The organism is Rivibacter subsaxonicus (assembly GCF_004217215.1).
Lineage (GTDB): Bacteria > Pseudomonadota > Gammaproteobacteria > Burkholderiales > Burkholderiaceae_C > Rivibacter > Rivibacter subsaxonicus.
In genome coordinates, this window is record NZ_SHKP01000007.1 from 326878 (window position 1) to 342706 (window position 15829).

At 71.1% G+C, this 15829-nt stretch carries 15 protein-coding genes; 9 read left to right on the forward strand and 6 right to left on the reverse strand.

Features of this window, described 5'->3' with window-relative positions:
• Positions 1-42: 42 nt before the first annotated feature.
• Positions 43-918, forward strand: a complete 876-nt coding sequence (locus EV670_RS14800) for a pirin family protein (protein ID WP_130433431.1) — start codon at positions 43-45, stop codon at positions 916-918.
• Here the strand turns inward: EV670_RS14800 and EV670_RS14805 are convergent, their stop codons facing one another.
• Together EV670_RS14805 and EV670_RS14810 are read right to left on the reverse strand one after the other, a co-directional pair.
• Entirely contained in the window at positions 919-1794 is an 876-nt protein-coding gene (locus EV670_RS14805; protein WP_130433433.1) for an MOSC domain-containing protein, read from the reverse strand.
• Between the two features lie 31 nt (positions 1795-1825).
• Positions 1826-4249, reverse strand: coding sequence for an AsmA family protein (locus EV670_RS14810; protein ID WP_165393333.1), 2424 nt, complete (start codon positions 4247-4249; stop codon positions 1826-1828).
• 138 nt (positions 4250-4387) lie between these two features.
• On the opposite strand from EV670_RS14810, the gene EV670_RS14815 reads away from it, so the two are divergent.
• Positions 4388-5542, forward strand: a complete 1155-nt coding sequence (locus tag EV670_RS14815) for an FAD-dependent monooxygenase (RefSeq protein WP_130433437.1) — start codon at positions 4388-4390, stop codon at positions 5540-5542.
• Positions 5543-5618: 76 nt separating this feature from the next.
• Positions 5619-6350: a DsbC family protein gene (locus EV670_RS14820; protein ID WP_130433439.1), complete on the forward strand. Its 732-nt coding sequence runs from the start codon at positions 5619-5621 to the stop codon at positions 6348-6350.
• An 87-nt stretch (positions 6351-6437) separates the two neighbouring features.
• Here the strand turns inward: EV670_RS14820 and EV670_RS14825 are convergent, their stop codons facing one another.
• Complete coding sequence (locus EV670_RS14825) at positions 6438-6806, reverse strand: DUF4148 domain-containing protein (protein ID WP_130433441.1); 369 nt, start codon at positions 6804-6806, stop codon at positions 6438-6440.
• A gap of 319 nt (positions 6807-7125) precedes the next feature.
• Between EV670_RS14825 and EV670_RS14830 the strand changes: the two genes are divergently transcribed.
• The 3 genes from EV670_RS14830 (at position 7126) to EV670_RS14840 (ending at position 10676) form a co-directional block, all read left to right on the forward strand.
• Complete coding sequence (locus EV670_RS14830) at positions 7126-7584, forward strand: DUF3429 domain-containing protein (protein WP_341274610.1); 459 nt, start codon at positions 7126-7128, stop codon at positions 7582-7584.
• A gap of 85 nt (positions 7585-7669) precedes the next feature.
• Positions 7670-9460 (forward strand): M61 family metallopeptidase, encoded by a 1791-nt coding sequence (locus tag EV670_RS14835; protein ID WP_130433445.1) that lies wholly within the window; start codon positions 7670-7672, stop codon positions 9458-9460.
• 19 nt (positions 9461-9479) lie between these two features.
• Positions 9480-10676, forward strand: a complete 1197-nt coding sequence (locus EV670_RS14840) for a DUF3108 domain-containing protein (protein WP_130433447.1) — start codon at positions 9480-9482, stop codon at positions 10674-10676.
• A gap of 15 nt (positions 10677-10691) precedes the next feature.
• On the opposite strand, the gene EV670_RS14845 is transcribed toward EV670_RS14840, so the two are convergent.
• Positions 10692-11216, reverse strand: coding sequence for a hypothetical protein (locus EV670_RS14845; RefSeq protein WP_130433449.1), 525 nt, complete (start codon positions 11214-11216; stop codon positions 10692-10694).
• Positions 11217-11396: 180 nt separating this feature from the next.
• Between EV670_RS14845 and EV670_RS14850 the strand changes: the two genes are divergently transcribed.
• From EV670_RS14850 to EV670_RS14860, 3 genes are all read left to right on the forward strand, one after another.
• Entirely contained in the window at positions 11397-12185 is a 789-nt protein-coding gene (locus EV670_RS14850) for an enoyl-CoA hydratase (RefSeq protein WP_130433451.1), read from the forward strand.
• Between the two features lie 16 nt (positions 12186-12201).
• The gene (locus tag EV670_RS14855; protein ID WP_130433453.1) at positions 12202-12936 is read left to right on the forward strand and encodes a class I SAM-dependent methyltransferase; all 735 of its coding nucleotides are present in this window, start codon (positions 12202-12204) and stop codon (positions 12934-12936) included.
• A 130-nt stretch (positions 12937-13066) separates the two neighbouring features.
• The gene (locus tag EV670_RS14860) at positions 13067-13648 is read left to right on the forward strand and encodes a PEP-CTERM sorting domain-containing protein (protein ID WP_130433455.1); all 582 of its coding nucleotides are present in this window, start codon (positions 13067-13069) and stop codon (positions 13646-13648) included.
• A 12-nt stretch (positions 13649-13660) separates the two neighbouring features.
• Here EV670_RS14860 and EV670_RS14865 read toward each other — a convergent pair whose 3' ends face one another.
• Together EV670_RS14865 and lysS are read right to left on the reverse strand one after the other, a co-directional pair.
• Entirely contained in the window at positions 13661-14218 is a 558-nt protein-coding gene (locus tag EV670_RS14865; RefSeq protein ID WP_242616990.1) for a pyridoxamine 5'-phosphate oxidase family protein, read from the reverse strand.
• 64 nt (positions 14219-14282) lie between these two features.
• Positions 14283-15809, reverse strand: coding sequence for a lysine--tRNA ligase (gene lysS / locus EV670_RS14870; protein WP_130433457.1), 1527 nt, complete (start codon positions 15807-15809; stop codon positions 14283-14285).
• Positions 15810-15829 lie beyond the last annotated feature (20 nt).

Here is a 15829-nt window from a genome sequence, read left to right on the forward strand (position 1 = left end):
CGCGCGACACTGGCGCCCATCGCCACGGTCGAGGTCTGCGTCATGAGCCTGCAACTGCTGCAACCCCACGAGAAGGACCTCGGCGGCGGCTTCAAGGTGCGCCGCCTGCTGCCGGCGGCTGCGCAACGCGCGGTCGGCCCCTTCGTCTTCTTCGACCACATGGGCCCGGTGCGCGCCACCGCCGCCGACAACCACGACGTGCGCCCGCATCCGCACATCGGCCTGGCGACCGTGACCTACCTCTACGAGGGCGCGATGATGCATCGCGACTCGACCGGCGTCGTGCAACGCATCGAGCCCGGCGCGATCAACCTGATGGTGGCCGGCCGCGGCGTGGTGCATTCGGAGCGCACCCCGGACGATCTGCGCGCGCTCACCCGCACCAGCCAGGGCCTGCAACTGTGGCTGGCACTGCCGGCCGAGCAGGAGGAGTGCGAGCCGGCCTTCTTCCACATCGACGCTGCCTCGATCCCGAGCCTCGAGATCGATGGCGCGCGGGTCCGGGTGCTGATGGGCGAGGCCTTCGGCCTGCGCTCGCCGGTGCCGAGCCTGTCGCCGACGCTCTACCTCGACATCGCGCTGCCGGCCGGCGGCGAACTCGAGTTGCCGGACGCGGCCGAGGAGCGCGCGATCTACCCGATCGACGCCGCCGTCACGCTCGACGGCGAGCCGGTCGCCGCCAACCGGATGGCGGTGCTCTCGCCCGGCAGCAGGCCGCGGCTGGCGGCCGCCGACGGCGCGCGCGTGGCGCTGGTCGGCGGTGCACCGCTCGGGCCGCGCTTCATCTGGTGGAACTTCGTCTCCAGCCGCAAGGAGCGGGTGCTGCAGGCGGGCGCGGACTGGGCCGCCGGGCGCTTTGCGAGCGTGCCGGGCGACGACGTCGAGTTCATTCCGCTGCCGGCCTCGCGGCCGGCGTAGTCAGAAAGCCAGCGTTGCCTGGCCGACGTCGCCGACGCGCAGCACGCGCTCGACGCCCTCCAGGATCACGGCGTTCATGCCGAAGGTCAGCGCGCCGTCGAGCCGTGCATCGGCGCGGTAGCTGGCCAGTGCCGCGGTCACCGCACGCGCCGGATCGGCGACGCCGGTGCCCGGCTCGACATCGGGAATCGGGCAGCGCGCGCAGGGCTTCACCAGCTTGAGCCGCACCGGAGCGTCTTCGGTCCCGAATCGCAGTTCATCGAGGTGGTCCTCGAGATGCTCGCGCAGCGCCGCATCGTCGGCGTCGATCACGATGTTGGGACGAAAGCGCGCCATCGTCACCGGGCCGGACGCGCCCTGCGCCGCGAGCCGCTGGTTGAACTGCTCGAGCCCGCCGACCGAGGCGACCAGGATCGGAAAGCCGTCGCTGAACTGGTTCAGCGCCTCGACGCCGGCGCTCCACTTCGGGCTCGACAGGCGCCGCTGCTCCGGGTCGAAGCGCGCCAGTCGCGCCGTCACGCCGAGGAAGTCGCTGAACCATTGCGCCGCCAGCGCGCCCATGTCGTACGCCGGCAGGCGGTCGTCCCAGACCTGGACGCTGCACGGCTCCTCGGCCGCGTCGAGCGCGATGTGCAGCGCCAGCATGCCGGGCGCGCGCAGCACCAGGTCGGCGGCGCGGCGCTGGCAGCGCACCAGTGCCAGCCGCGGCTGCTCGCGCTGGCTGATGAACTCGCCCTGCGCGTCGACCACCATCCACTGGCGATCGAGATCGAAGCCGGTCTCGACCAGCAGCGCCTCGGCCACGTCGAGCACCGCGCAGGACTTCACCGGGTGCAGGTGAAGGGAGGCGATGCGGATCGGCAGGGTATCGGTCATGCGCCGATTATCGGCAGTCGCGGGGTGCGGCTCAGCGGCCGAACAGGCCCTTGAGTGCGCCCTCGACCGCGTTGTCGGGCTTCTTCGGAGCCGCCGAGGCGGCGCTGGCGGGTGCTCCGGCGGCGCCCGGCGTGAACAGGCCGCCGACGCCCTTGAGCACCGCCGCCGTCCCGCCGACGGCGCCGCCGACCACGTTGGGCACCGAGTGCACCGCCAGGGTCGCGCTGACCACGGCCCATTGCACGCTCCAGTCCGGTCGCTGCAAGGAACCGCTGAGCTGCACCGGCACCGTGACCCGGTTCAGCATCACCAGTTCCGGGCCGGCCTGGCCGAGGTTGGTGTTGACGATGGTGGCGTGCGCCAGGTAGTCGACGCGCTGCCGCGCGAGGTCGAACGAGCCTTCGCCGCGCACGCGCATGAACGGGCCCTGGCCGTCGAGGTCGGTGTTGCGGGCGACGCCGTCACGGATGTCGAAGCTGGCACCGAGCTGGCTGAACTCGGTCCTGCGGCTCATGTCGCCGGCCTCGGTGGCGGTGCCCGCGGCGGCGACGGCGGTGCGCCAGCCGCGCAGTGTCTGCGCGAGGTCGATGCCATGCACCGCACCGTCGCGCAGGGCGAAGGCCGCCTTGCCGCCGAGCCCGGCGCGCAGCGCCTCGATCGTGGTGCCGGCGCTGGACAGCTCGGCGCTGACGCGGCCGCGACCGGTCAACGGCGCGCGACCGGTGGTGTCGCGCAGCAGCGCGCCGAGATCCACGCCATCGGCGGCCAGGCGCAGGCCGAACTGGTGGGTTACGGCCTCGGCGCGGCCGCTGGCGTCGATGCGTCCGCCCCAGGCCCGCCCCGCGAGGCGCTTCACCTCGAGCACGCCGTCGGCCAGCGTCGCCTGCAGTTCGATGGCGTCGATGCGGAAGGGCGGATAGACGAGCCGGTCGGCGCTGAAGTCGAGGCGGGCGTCGAGGGTTCCCAGCGGAGCGAGGTCGATGCTCCGCTCGGCCGGCGGAGCTGGCGCCTGCGGCGCGTCGGCCACGGGCGCGGCGAAGCGCGTCAGGTCGAGCGTGCCAAAGTGCGCCGTCGCCTCGACGAGCGGCGGCGACCGGTCGAGCTCCGTCTTGAACTGCGCCTCGAAGCGCTGGTCGTTGATCGCGCCGCCGAAGCGGCCGCTGCCCGCGTCGGCCGACAGCCTGGCGTTGCCGTCGAGCTGCAGCGTGCCCGGTGGCAGCGCCGGACCCTTGACGTGCAACTGCAGCTTGAGGCCATCGAGTTCGGCCGCGAAGGGGCGCGGCGCCAGCACGAGCTGGGTGGTGGCCTCGCCGGCAAACTGGCGCGGGCCGGTCTGGCCCTCGACCGCGACGCGCACGCCCGGCAGGCTGATGCGCTCGAAGCTGCCGCTCGGAGCTCCGGAGGCCAGCTTCAGCGTGAGCTGGCGGTCGCCGCCCAGCACCAGCTTGCCGTCGAGTGCGCTGCCCTTGAGCGCATCGCCGCGCACTTCGAGCGCGGGCCAGGCGAGCCGGGCGTCGAGCGTCGTGCCGTCCCGGCGGCCCAGCAGTTGCAGCGCGAGCTGGTCGATCTCGAGCGTGCGCGCCGCCGCGTCGAGCCGCAGCCGGCCGAGACTGAGCATGCTGTCCTTGAGGATCAGCGCCCGGTGCGCGCCCGAGAGCTGCAGCCGCAAGCCGGCCAGCGCGGCCCGGCCGTCACCGTGGCCGAACTCGATCGACCGCAGCTCCGCGCTGGCGTCGAGATCGTGCATGCCGAAGCCGCGGCCCTGCGCGTGCAGCGTCGTGCCGTCCAGCGTGACGGTGAGCGGCTGCGCCGGGTCGAGGCCGAGGCCGAGCTCGGTATCGATCTTCAGCGCGGCATCCAGCGGTGGCGTCTCGAGCCGTGCGCGTCCCTCGAAGTGCAGCGCCGATCGCTGGCCCGCGGCCAGCCGGCCGAGCTGCAACTGCTGCACCTCGAACACGCCAGCGATGCCCGCCGGCGCGTCCTCGACGCTGAGCTGCAGGTCGCTCAACTCGATGCCGCCGATGTCGAGTGTCATGGGGTGCTGCCCGGCTCGCTGAGCAGCGTCGTCGCCGTCGGCGGAGGCGGTGCGCAGAAGGTCGTGGATGTTGCTCCGACCCTGGGCGTCGCGTCGCAGGTTCAGCCGCAGGCCGCGCGCGACGATGCGATCGACCACGATCTCGCGCCGCGCCAGCAGCGGCCACAGCCGCAGCGACAGCGCCACCTCGTCCAGCGTCGCGAAACGCTTCTGCGGTTGCTGGCGTTCGGACAGGCGCACTTCGCGCAGCGAGATGGCCAGTCGCGGGAACAGGCTCAGGCCGACCGGTCCGTCGATCGCCAGTTCGCGTTCGTAATGCTGGTCAACCCAGTCGACGGCCGAGCGCTTGAGGTGCTCGGTGTCGACGCTGGCCACCAGCCATGCAGCGACCGCGGCGCCGATCAGGGCTGCGGCGGCCAACGCGAACAGGCTTCGGCGCAACCAGGTGGGCATGTGTTCCAGGCAGCGTTGGCGGCGCCAAGAGTGGTCGCGGCGGACCAATGCAGGCATTCTGCGCCGTGCCCGGCCACGCACGGCTCGCTGCCTACAATCTTCGGCATGAATGGCTTCGATGTGTGCGTGCTCGGGCGGGGCGCGGTCGGGCAGGCGCTCGCGCTGTCGCTTGGCCGGCTCGGCCTGTCGGTGGCGCTGGTGGCACCGGCGCGGCCGGACACCGGGCCGGGTGCGGCCGACGTGCGCACCTACGCACTCGGCGCGTCTTCGATCGCCTTGCTCGACCAGCTCAAGGTCTGGGACGCGGTGCGCGCGGCGCGGCCGAGTGCGGCCACGCGTGTGCTCGACATGCAGGTGCGCGGCGATGGCGCCGGCGCCGGGGCGCTGAACTTCAGTGCCTGGCAGCAGGGCGTCGGCGAGCTGGCCTGGATCGTCGATGCCGCGGTGCTCGAGCGCGAACTGGCCAACGCGCTGCGCTTCGCGCCGCATGTGCAACTGCTCGATGCGGCGGTCGAGGCACCGCTGACCGCGATCTGCGAAGGCAAGGACGGCGCCACCCGCGCCGCGCTCGGCATCGAGACCGAGCGCTTCGACTACGGCCAGACCGCCGTCGCGGCGCGCCTGGGCAGCGAGCGACCGCACCAGGGCATCGCACGCCAGTGGTTCGGCGCGCCCGATGTGCTGGCGCTGCTGCCTTTCGATCTCGCCGACGGCCCCGGTTACGGCCTGGTCTGGTCGCTGCCGGACGAGCGCGCGCGCACGCTGCTGGCGGTCGAACCGGCGGCATTCGAGGCCGCGCTGGCCGAGGCCACGCAGGGCGCCGCCGGTCCGCTGCGGTTGCAGGGCGAGCGCGCCGCGTGGCCGCTGCGCGTGGCCAGCGCGCGCCGCTGGCACGGTCGCTGGCCGGGCCGCGCCGACGCCGCCTGGGTGCTGCTGGGCGACGCCGCGCATGTGGTGCATCCGCTTGCCGGACAGGGCCTCAACCTCGGCCTGGCCGATGTGCGGACGCTGGCCGAAGTACTCGCCGAGCGCCAGCGCGGAGCCGCGTGGCGACCCTTGTCCGACGAGAGGCTGCTGGCGCGCTACGCGCGCCGCCGCATCGCGCCGACCTGGGCGATGACCCGGCTCACGGACGGCCTGCAGAAGCTGTTCGCCGAGCCCGCCCCGCTGCTGCGCCAGGCGCGCAACCGCGGCTTGAGCGTGGTCGAGTCGCTGCCGCCGCTCAAGCGCTGGCTCGCCGCGCGGGCGCTGGCCGACTGAGCCGCATTGCCAGACCCGGGCGGCGTGCTGGCCGGCTGGGGTGCAGGCCCTACCTGTTTTCGCCGACACTCGGGGCATGAAGCTTTACACACGATTCGCCGTTGTCGCGGCTGTCCTGGCCGCGACCGTGGCGGTCGCGCAGCCGGTGCCGCAGGAGGCCTCGATCCGCAAGGGTCTTGCCGCCAACATGAGCAACCTGCCCAAGATCGACGAGATCAGGTCGACCCCGATTGCCGGGCTGTTCGAGGTGCGGGTCGGCTCCGAGCTGTTCTACACCGACGCCGAAGGCGGCTACGCCTTTCGTGGCGAGATCTTCGACCTGAAGACGCGCCGCAACCTCACCGAAGAGCGGGTCAACAAGCTCAACGCGATCGATTTCGCGCAGCTGCCGCTCAAGGACGCGATCGTCTGGAAGACCGGCACCGGCAAGCGCCGGATCGCGGTCTTCGCCGATCCCAACTGCGGCTACTGCAAGCGCTTCGAGGCCGAACTGGGCAAGGTCAAGGACCTCACGGTCTATACCTTCCTGATGCCGATCCTCGGCGGCGATTCGCCGCAGAAGAGCGAGGCGATCTGGTGCGCCAAGGATTCGACCACCGCATGGCGTGCCTGGATGGTCGAGGGCACCGCGCCGCCAAAGGCCGCGGCCAAGTGCAGCACGCCGATCGAGCGCAATCTCGAACTCGGCCGCAAACATCGCGTCGACGGCACGCCGGCGATCGTGTTCGAGGACGGCAGCCGCGTGCCGGGCATGTTGACCGCGCCGCAACTCGAGCAGCGCCTGGCCGCGCCCGCCAAGGCTTCCTGAGCCACGCGCATTCGATCCGCAACGGCCGCTGCCGCAGCCCCGACGGGCTGCGGCAGCGGCCGTTTCCTCTGGTGCGCCCAGATCGCTTCAGCGACGCGCAGCCACCGAGGTCGAGGTCGCGGCCGGCTGCATCACGCCGTAGGTTTCGGCGGTGGCCCAGTCCAGTTCGCCGTTGGCTCGGGCGCGCGCCAGTTCGGCCTTGACCTCGTAGCGGCTCTTGGCGTTGGCCGTGGCCAGCGGTGCCGCGACGGGCGCGGCTGCAGCGCGGGTCTGCACCGACGCTGCGGCCGGGCCGCCGATCTCCTGCGCGGCGTGGTCGAGTTCGCCGGCGCTGCGCGCGCGCTGCAGTTCGGTGGTCACGGCGTTGCGGCTCAGACCGGTGTCGGTTTGGGCCTGGGCAGCGATCGAGACGAAGGCCGCGGCGGCGAGGACGGTGAGGGTGGCAATGGTCTTCATGAGGCTTCCTTTCAACAACGGGTTGGTGCGGTGCAGTGAAATCTAGTGACGACACTGGATTGCATAAACGGGTGAATCGGCAATGGACTGTTTCTCCTGAATCAACAGACACACTTGCAACCTGCGGGTGATCCCTTGCTCTTTCTGGATCAGGCAGGTGGTGTCCGCGGAAAGCCTTACGCAGGGCGGTAGCAGTTCGGATGCATCGAGCCGGCACGAGACCCTGGCCGAGGTGGGGAATGCCAGGCGCCGGGTTCGCGTCGGCGCGCGCGCGCTGCGGCGACAATTCCGGCCATCGTTGCCGCACCTGTTGTCCACCGTGACTGCCAGCCGACCTGCCACCGCCCCTGCCGCTCCGAACCCGGTTGCCTTGCGCCTTGGCTATGCGGGGCTCATCCCCTTCGTGCTGGGCGCCGCGCTCGTGTGGCTCTTGCCGCCCTATTCGGACGAGCATGTGTTCGCGCTCGAGGGCATGGCCAAGTACGCCGCGCTGATCGTCTCGTTCCTTGGCGGCATCCACTGGGGTCTGGGCTTTCGCGCCACGGTGCCCTCGCCGGGGCCGTTCGCCTGGGGCGTGGTGCCCGCGCTGCTGGCCTGGATCGCGGTGCTGATGCCGGCCTACGCCGGGCTGGTGGTGCTCGGCGCGCTGCTGATCGTCTGCTACGTGGTCGACCGCAAGGCCTACCGGGCGCACGACGCCGAGGCCTGGTTGACGCTGCGTTTCCGGCTCAGCGCCGTGGCGGCCCTGAGTTGCTTCCTCGCGGCGGCCGGCAGTTGAGCGCGCACCCCGGGTGCGGTGCTCCTCGCCGGTCGGCCCTGCCGATGTCTTCGCCGCTCGCGCGGCCCACTCTGAACCTCCTTCGATGATCCGCTACCGAATCGACGTGGTCGATGTCCACGCCCATCTCTACGACATCACGCTCACCGTTGCCGAGCCCGACGCGGAGCAGCGCCTGAGCCTGCCGGTGTGGATCCCCGGCAGCTATCTGGTGCGCGAGTTCGCGCGCCACCTGCAGGGCCTGGTGGCCACCCAGGGCAGTCGCGCGATCGATCTGGAACAGCTCGACAAGTGCACCTGGCTCGCGCGCTGCAGCGGTCGCGGCGCGCTGACGCTGCGCTACCGCGCCTATGCCTTCGACGCCTCGGTGCGCACCGCCTGGCTCGACAGCCAGCGTGGCTTCTTCAACGGCACCAGCCTGTGCCTGCGCGTCGAAGGCCGCGAGCGCGAGCCGCACGAACTGCAGATCGGCACGCTGCCGCGCGAGTGGCAGGTCGCGACCGCGATGGGCGCCGTCAAGGTCGATGCGCGCGGCCGTGGCAGCTACCTCGCGGCCGACTACGACGAACTGGTCGACCATCCCTTCGAGCTCGGCCGTTTCTGGCGCGGTCGCTTCAAGGCGCATGGCGTGCCGCACGAGTTCGTCGTGGCTGGCGCGCAGCCGGGCTTCGACGGCGATCGCCTGCTGGCCGACAGCAAGCGCATCTGCGAGGCCCAGATCGCGCTCTGGCATGGCGAGAGCGATGCCGGCGGCAAGCTGCGCGTGAAGAAGCCGCCCTTCGGCCACTACCTGTTCATGCTGAACGCGACCGACGAGGGCTACGGCGGCCTCGAGCATCGCGCCAGCACGGCGCTGATCGCGCCGCGGCGCGACCTGCCGCGCGCCGAGACGCCCAAGGCCACGCTGCCCGACGGCTACCTGCAACTGCTCGGCCTGATCAGCCACGAGTACTTCCACACCTGGAACGTCAAGCGCCTGAAGCCGGCAGCCTTCACCGCCTACGACTACACGCGCGAGAACCACACCGAGCTGCTCTGGTTCTTCGAGGGCTTCACCTCCTACTACGACGACCTGGTGCTGGTGCGCGCCGGGCTGGTCGACCAGACGCGCTACCTGCGCCTGCTCGCCAAGACAGTCAACCAGGTCCTCGGCACGCCGGGACGCGCGGCGCAGAGCGTGGCGCAGGCCAGCTTCGACGCCTGGACCCGCTACTACCGCCCGGACGAGAACAGCGTCAACTCGACGGTGAGCTACTACACCAAGGGCTCGCTGGTGGCGCTCTGCATCGACCTCACGCTGCGGCGCGAGGGCCGCACCACGCTCGACGGGGTGCTGCGCGAGCTGTGGCGGCGCAGCGGCGCCGCGCGCGGCGAGGGCGGGATCAACGAAGCGGACTTGCTGACCGTGCTGCAGGAACTGGGGGGCCGCAGCTTCGCCCCCGAGCTCCAGGCCTGGGTGCACGGCACCGGCGAGCTGCCGCTGGCCGAGCTGCTAGGCCCCTTCGGCGTGAACTGGAGGGAGGAAGCGCCGGTCGTGGCCCAGCGCCTGGGTGCCCGCATGGCCGACAGCGCCGGCGTTCTGAAGCTGCAGTCGGTGCTGCGCGGCGGCGCGGCCGAGCGCGCCGGCTTGGCCGCCGGCGATGAACTGATTGCGGTCAACGGCTGGCGCGTGCGGCGCGCCGACGACTTGCTGCCAGCCGGCGCCTTTGCCGGCGCGGCCGAGCTGCTGGCCGCGCGCGACCAGCGCCTGCTCACGCTGCGTCTCGAGCCTGCCAACCCGGCGCCGGGCGGCGCGGTGCAGCTGAGCCCGATGCCGGCGCCTGAGCCGGCCGCGGCCGATCGGCGTGCGGCGTGGCTCGGCGAGCCCAGGCGTTGATGCCGGGGCCGATCGCATCGTGAGCGTGCCGGTCGGCGACCGATCGCCGCAGCCAGGCCGCGGCCGCTGGCTGCTGCTGCTGACCCTGCTGGTGGTCGGCGCACACCTGCTGCTCACCCATTGGGCCGGCTCGGCGTTGCGCGGGATGGGCGAGGCGCAGGCGCTCGAACGCATGGAGGCGGCTTTCATCACCGAACTGCGGCCGACCGCGCCGCCGGCGGTGCCCGCAGCCGCCGCGCCGGCGGCCCCGCCCAAGCCAGCCGCCGTGCCGGCACGGCCGGCTTCTGCGGCCTCGGCCGCCGAGCCGACTCCGGCGGTCGAGCCGGTCCCGCCTGAGGCCGCCTCGGTGCCGCCCCTCGCGGACACGCAGGCCGCCGATGCCGGTGCTTCCGCGCCGGGCCTCGCATCCTCCGCCTCGGCGCCGGCAAGCGCGCCCGAAGCGGCCGCGACGGCGGTCGCTGCCGCGTCGGCTGCCAGCGCGGTCGGCGGCGGCGACCTGCTCGAGATCGCCAGCTTTCGCTGGCCGCCATCGACACGCCTGTCGTACACGCTCACCGGCTGGGTGCGCGGCGAGGTGCATGGCAGCGCCCAGGTCGGCTGGCTGCGCGAGGGTGCGCGCTACCAGGTCCAACTCGACGTGCTGGTCGGCCCGCGCGTGGCGCCGCTGGTTCAGCGGCACATGACCAGCGACGGCGACATCACCGCCGCCGGCCTCGTGCCGCGCCAGTACGAGGAGAGCACCGAGACCGTCTTCGGTCGCCCGCGGCGCAACCGCATGAACTTCGGACCCGAGCAGCTGCAACTGGCCAACGGCAACTGGGTCGCCAAGCTGCCGGGCGTGCAGGACACGGCGAGCCAGTTCGTGCAGCTGAGTTGGTTGCTGTCGAGCCAGCCGCAGCGGCTGCTGGTAGCCGGCGGCAGCGTCGAGTTGCCGCTGGCCTTGCCGCGGCGCCAGGATCCGTGGGTCTACGAGGTCGTCGGCATGGAAACGCTGGATACCGAACTGGGCGCGATCGACACCTGGCACCTGCGCCCGCGGCGCGAGGGCGATCCGTCGACGCTGTCGGTCGAGGCCTGGTTCGCACCGAGCCTGCAATACCTGCCGGTGCGCATCGTGATCCGCCAAGACGAGGACAACTTCGTCGATCTGCTGATCGAGAAGCTGCCACAGCAGGCGTTGGCGGGGGTGGGGCCGGCCAGTTCGCCGGCGCGCTGAGCCCGAGGGCTCGGCTCAGGCTGGCGGCAACAGGGACACCACGTCGCGTTGGAACTCGGCCAGTCGGCCGGCGCCGAGCTGGTCGCGCACGACGTTCTCTGCACTTGCGAGCGCGGTGCGCAGGTCTTCGCGCGACTTGGCCTTCTCTAGCCGGATACTGAGCCCTTCGCCGACCGGGCCGAGCTTGTCGTTGATCCAGCGCACGGCGCGCTTGCGGACCTCGTCGGCCGTCAGCGCCGCGAGCACCGGCGCGGTGGGAGCCGACTGCGCCGGCGCGGCTGCGGGCTGCGGATCGCCAGCGGCGGGTGTTGCACGCGGCGAGGGGCGATCGGCGGTGACAGCGATGGCTTCGATGAAGCCGTCCTTGATCAGCGCCTGCAGCGTTTCGTCGGCCGGCGGCAGGATCATCTTGCGCAACTCTTCGTCGGTGCGCTTGCCGTCGACCATGATCAGCCCCGAACGCAGGCGCGGAGCCAGATGATGGACACGGGTGGCGATCTCGGCCTGCCCCTTGTCGGTCTTGCGGTAGATCGTGGCCATGCGGTTGGCGATGCCGGCAAGCCGGACTCGCAGCGGATCATATGAGTCTCGAAGCGTAACCGAGTGCCACGATCACGTGCACGGTGTCCCGCTTCTGGTGCGGCTCGGCCGCCACATCGTTCACGCAGGCCGGCGCGGTTACCTCGGCGTTACAGTGCCAGCGCAAACGGAGGAAGAGTCATGGCTTTCGAGAACCTGCTGACCGAACTGCGCGGCGAGGCGCCGCTGAAGACCGGCTGGATCACGCTGAACCGGCCCAAGGCGCTCAATGCGCTGAACGACGCGCTGATGGACGAACTCGGGGCCGCGCTGCTGGCCTGGGACGCCGACGACACCGTGGGCTGCATCGTCATCACCGGCAGCGAGAAGGCCTTTGCCGCCGGCGCCGACATCGGCGCGATGGCGAGCTATGGCTTCACCGACGTCTACCGCGGCGACTACATCACCCGCAACTGGGAAACGCTGAAGAAGGTGCGCAAGCCGGTGATCGCCGCGGTGGCCGGCTATGCGCTGGGCGGCGGCTGCGAGCTGGCGATGCTGTGCGACTTCATCATCGCCGCCGACAGCGCGAAGTTCGGCCAGCCCGAGATCAAGCTTGGCGTCATCCCGGGCGCCGGCGGCACCCAGCGCCTGCCGCGCGCCGTTGGCAAGGCCAAGGCCATGGACATGGTGCTGACCGCGCGCATGATGGACGCGGCCGAGGCCGAGCGCGGCGGGCTGGTCTCGCGCGTGGTGCCGGCGGCAGCCTTGCAGGCCGAGGTACAGGCCGTGGCCGACATCATCTGCAGCCAGTCGCTGCCCTCGCTGCTGGCGGCCAAGGAATGCGTCAACCGCGCCTACGAGGGCACGCTGGCCGACGGCGTGATGTTCGAGCGCCGCATGTTCCACGCCCTGTTCGCCACCGCCGACCAGAAGGAAGGCATGCAGGCATTCGTCGAAAAGCGCAAGCCCGCCTTCAACCACCGTTAGCCGGAGGACAGCGGCCATGAAGATCGACCAGGTGCATACCGTCGTCGACGGCCTGTGCTGCATGAGCTTCGAGCAGGGGCGGGTGATCAGCGATCTGGTGCTCGAGAACCGCTTCCGCGACCTGCTCGAACTCGGCTTCAACCATGGCGTCTCGAGCTGCTATCTCGCGGCCGCGCTCGACGAGCAGGGCGGCGGCCTGCTCACCACCATCGATCTGGAAGAGGCGCGCACGCGCAGTCCCAACATCGGGGAACTGCTCGGGCGTCTCGGCCTCGAGCGCTACGTCAAGCCGTGCTTCGAGCCGACTTCCTACCTCTGGCGGCTGATGCGCATGCTCGAGGAGGATCCGTCGCCGCGCTTCGACTTCTGCTACATCGACGGCGCACACGACTGGTTCTGCGACGGCTTCGCGTTCCTGCTGGTCGACCGGCTGCTGCGGCCGGGCGGGATGATCGTCTTCGACGATCTCGACTGGAGCTACGCCACCAGCCGCACGCTCAAGGCCACGGAGCGCGTGCTCAACATGCCGGCGGACGAGCGTGAACTGCCGCAGGTCCGCAAGGTCTACGAACTGCTGGTCAAGACCCATCCCGGCTACGGCGACTTTGCGGAGAAGGATGGCTGGGCCTACGCCCGCAAGCTGCGCGGCGAGGGCGGTGCCGCGCCGCTGCGCAGCGAGACCGTCTACGTCGACCGCGAGGTTGGCCTCGGCGCGGCGCTGCTCAGGATGGCGCGCCGGGTGGCGCGCTGAAGCAGCTGGCGGCGGCGCGCCGCCGGCCGGCGCCCCCGCCCCTGGGTGTGGCGGAACCCCCGGGCCGCGTGTGGTGCGATCGTTTTTCAATCCCTAGGCTCTGTTCCTACTACGAACTTGGGGGCAGGTCATGCTGGGGAACAGGTACTACGGTTGGGTGGCGGCCGGGCTTCTGGCGGTCTCGGCGACGGCTCACGCGGGATTCGATGGTCGCAGCTTCGACGTCCACTACGGCTATCCCGATCTCGACACGGTCTACTTCGATGCCTCGGCGCCGGCCAGTTTCGAAGTCGCGGCTGGCGTCGACACGGTGGTCGAGGTCGAGGGGGTCACGAAGCTGCTCGTCGACTTCAGCGACCGCTCGGTGACGATCGTGTTCAACACCGTCCTCGAGGCGCCGACCTGGAACTGGTGGGTTCCGTTCAACGGCCTCGTCTTCGATCTCGCCGGCGGCGCCGCTCATGGCTTCGCCGGCGCCAGCATCGACCCGACGACGACGCTGGCGGGATTCGGTGCCGACCGCGTCGGCCTCGACCCGTCGCGCCTCTCGTTCAACTGGTACGGCCTGAGCTACCGCGACGGCACCGTGCTGAAGGTGAACTTCTCGCCCGTTCCCGAGCCGGGCACCTTCGTGTTCGCGCTCGCTGGCCTGGCGCTGGTGGGTGTCTGCGCGCGCAGGCGTCGGGCGCCGTCGGCCGCCAGCGCCGCCTGAGCGCGGCCTCCGCTACGGCTGCAGCCAGCGCGCGCCGTCGCCGTCGAACAGCGCGCGCCGGTGGCCGGCGCGGTGCAACTCGAGCCAGTCGATCGCGTCGACCTGTAGTTCGATGATCGCGAAGTGAGCTTCGGTGCCGGGCGGGTCGGTGGCCCCGGCGAGCACACTGCCCGGCGGCCGGGGCGATAGGTAGTCGCTCGCGGCCGCGGAGTCGCGCAGGCGCTCCCAGCGTGAGCGCAGCATCGACTCGTCGAGCACCAGCCCGGCGCGCCCTCGCAGTCGCAGTTGCCACTGCAGGCGCGGCGACCAGCAGAGCAGCGTGACGCGCGGCTCGGCAGCGATCTGCGCGGCCTTCGCCGAACGGGCGTCGGTGTAGAGCCGCAGTTGCTTCGCGTCGGCGTCGACCTCGCGCAGCACGACGGTGCGCGCGTCGGCGCCGAGCGCTGCATCGACGCTGGCCAGCACCGGCGTTCGCCACTCATGGTGGCGATCATCGGAGGCGCACCGGAGCTCGCGCCAGATCGCGACTTCGATAGCCTCAAGCGCCGGCGGGCGATCCGGCAGGTTCAAGGGGCTCGGGCCTCGCGCCTCAGCGCCAACTGATCTCACGCTTCCCGGCGCAAGACCGGCGCGCTCACCCTTCCCGGCGCAAGGCCGGGAAGAGCAACACGTCGCGGATGCTCGGCGAATCGGTGATCAGCATCATCAGGCGGTCGATGCCGATGCCGCAGCCGCCGGTGGGCGGCATGCCGTGCTCGAGGGCGCGGATGTAGTCGGCGTCGAAGTACATCGCCTCCTCGTCGCCGGCGTCCTTGTTGGCGACCTGGGCCAGGAATCGCGCGGCCTGATCCTCGGGGTCGTTGAGCTCCGAGAAGCCGTTGGCGATCTCGCGGCCGGTGGCAAACAGCTCGAAGCGTTCGGTGAGAGCCGGGTCGGTGTCGGAGGCGCGCGCCAGCGGCGACACGTCGGCCGGGTAGTCGATGATGAAGGTCGGCTGCCAGAGCTTGTCCTCGACCTGTGCCTCGAACAGGCCGAACTGCAACTGCGCCAAGCCCCAGTGCGCCGGCACCTCCTCGCCCAGCGCGAGCAGCTTGGCGCGCAGCGCCTCGGCCGAGTCGGCCTCGGCCGGCGCGAGGCCGGCGTACTCGACCAGGCTGTCGCGCATCGAGACGCGCTTGAACGGCGATTCGAGGTCGACCTGCTTGCCGGCGTAGCTCACCAGCGCCGAGCCGGTCGCCTTGCGCGCGGCGTGGCGGATGATGGCCTCGGTGTAGTCCATGATGTCGCGGTGGTCCCAGTAGGCCGCGTAGAACTCCATCATCGTGAACTCGGGGTTGTGGCGCTGCGAGATCCCCTCGTTGCGGAAGTTGCGGTTGATCTCGAAGACCCGCTCGAAGCCGCCGACCACCAGCCGCTTCAGGTACAGCTCGGGCGCGATGCGCAGGAACATCTGCTGGTCGAGCGCGTTGTGGTGGGTGACGAAGGGTTTGGCGTTGGCGCCGCCCGGGATCGGATGCAGCATCGGCGTCTCGACCTCGAGGAAGTGGTGCTCCACCATGAACTGGCGGATCGAGGCCACCGCCTTGCTGCGCGCGGCAAAGCGCTCGCGCGCCGCGCCGTCCATGATCAGGTCGACGTAGCGCTGGCGGTACTTCTGCTCCTGGTCGCTCATGCCGTGGAACTTGTCCGGCAGCGGCCGCAGGCTCTTGACCAGCAGGCGCAGGCTGCTGAGTTCGAGCGTGAGCTCGCCGGTCTTGGTCCTGAACAGCGTGCCCTCGCAGCCGAGGATGTCGCCCAGGTCCCAGGTCTTGAAGGCGGCCAGCGTCTCGGCGCCGACCGCGTCCTGCTTGACGTAGATCTGGATCCGGCCCGAGCCGTCCTGCAGCGTCGCGAAGCAGGCCTTGCCCATCACCCGCTTGAGCATCATGCGGCCGGCGATGCGCGCGGCCACCGGCTGCGCAGCCAGTTCCTCGGCGCTCTTGGTCTCGTGCAGCCGATGCAGATCGGCGGCCTGCGCGTTCGGCTTGAAGTCGTTCGGGAACGCCACCTTCTGCCCGGCACGGATCGCGGCCAGTTTCTCGCGCCGTTCGGCGATCAGCTGGTTCTCGTCGACGACGGGGGCTTCGACGCTTTGCGCGCCGGCGGGCTGGTTCTGGCTCATGCGAAGGACCGCGCGGAGCG

Bases quoted from the DNA above. Each gene is read 5' to 3' on its own strand.
- EV670_RS14825 (WP_130433441.1), bottom strand. From the start codon at position 6,806: ATGAAGACCATTGCCACCCTCACCGTCCTCGCCGCCGCGGCCTTCGTC.
- lysS (WP_130433457.1), bottom strand. From the start codon at position 15,809: ATGAGCCAGAACCAGCCCGCCGGCGCGCAAAGCGTCGAAGCCCCCGTC.
- EV670_RS14815 (WP_130433437.1), top strand. From the start codon at position 4,388: ATGAATGGCTTCGATGTGTGCGTGCTCGGGCGGGGCGCGGTCGGGCAG.
- EV670_RS14835 (WP_130433445.1), top strand. From the start codon at position 7,670: ATGATCCGCTACCGAATCGACGTGGTCGATGTCCACGCCCATCTCTAC.
- EV670_RS14850 (WP_130433451.1), top strand. From the start codon at position 11,397: ATGGCTTTCGAGAACCTGCTGACCGAACTGCGCGGCGAGGCGCCGCTG.
- EV670_RS14800 (WP_130433431.1), top strand. From the start codon at position 43: ATGAGCCTGCAACTGCTGCAACCCCACGAGAAGGACCTCGGCGGCGGC.
- EV670_RS14820 (WP_130433439.1), top strand. From the start codon at position 5,619: ATGAAGCTTTACACACGATTCGCCGTTGTCGCGGCTGTCCTGGCCGCG.
- EV670_RS14845 (WP_130433449.1), bottom strand. From the start codon at position 11,216: ATGGCCACGATCTACCGCAAGACCGACAAGGGGCAGGCCGAGATCGCC.
- EV670_RS14805 (WP_130433433.1), bottom strand. From the start codon at position 1,794: ATGACCGATACCCTGCCGATCCGCATCGCCTCCCTTCACCTGCACCCG.
- EV670_RS14860 (WP_130433455.1), top strand. From the start codon at position 13,067: ATGCTGGGGAACAGGTACTACGGTTGGGTGGCGGCCGGGCTTCTGGCG.
- EV670_RS14855 (WP_130433453.1), top strand. From the start codon at position 12,202: ATGAAGATCGACCAGGTGCATACCGTCGTCGACGGCCTGTGCTGCATG.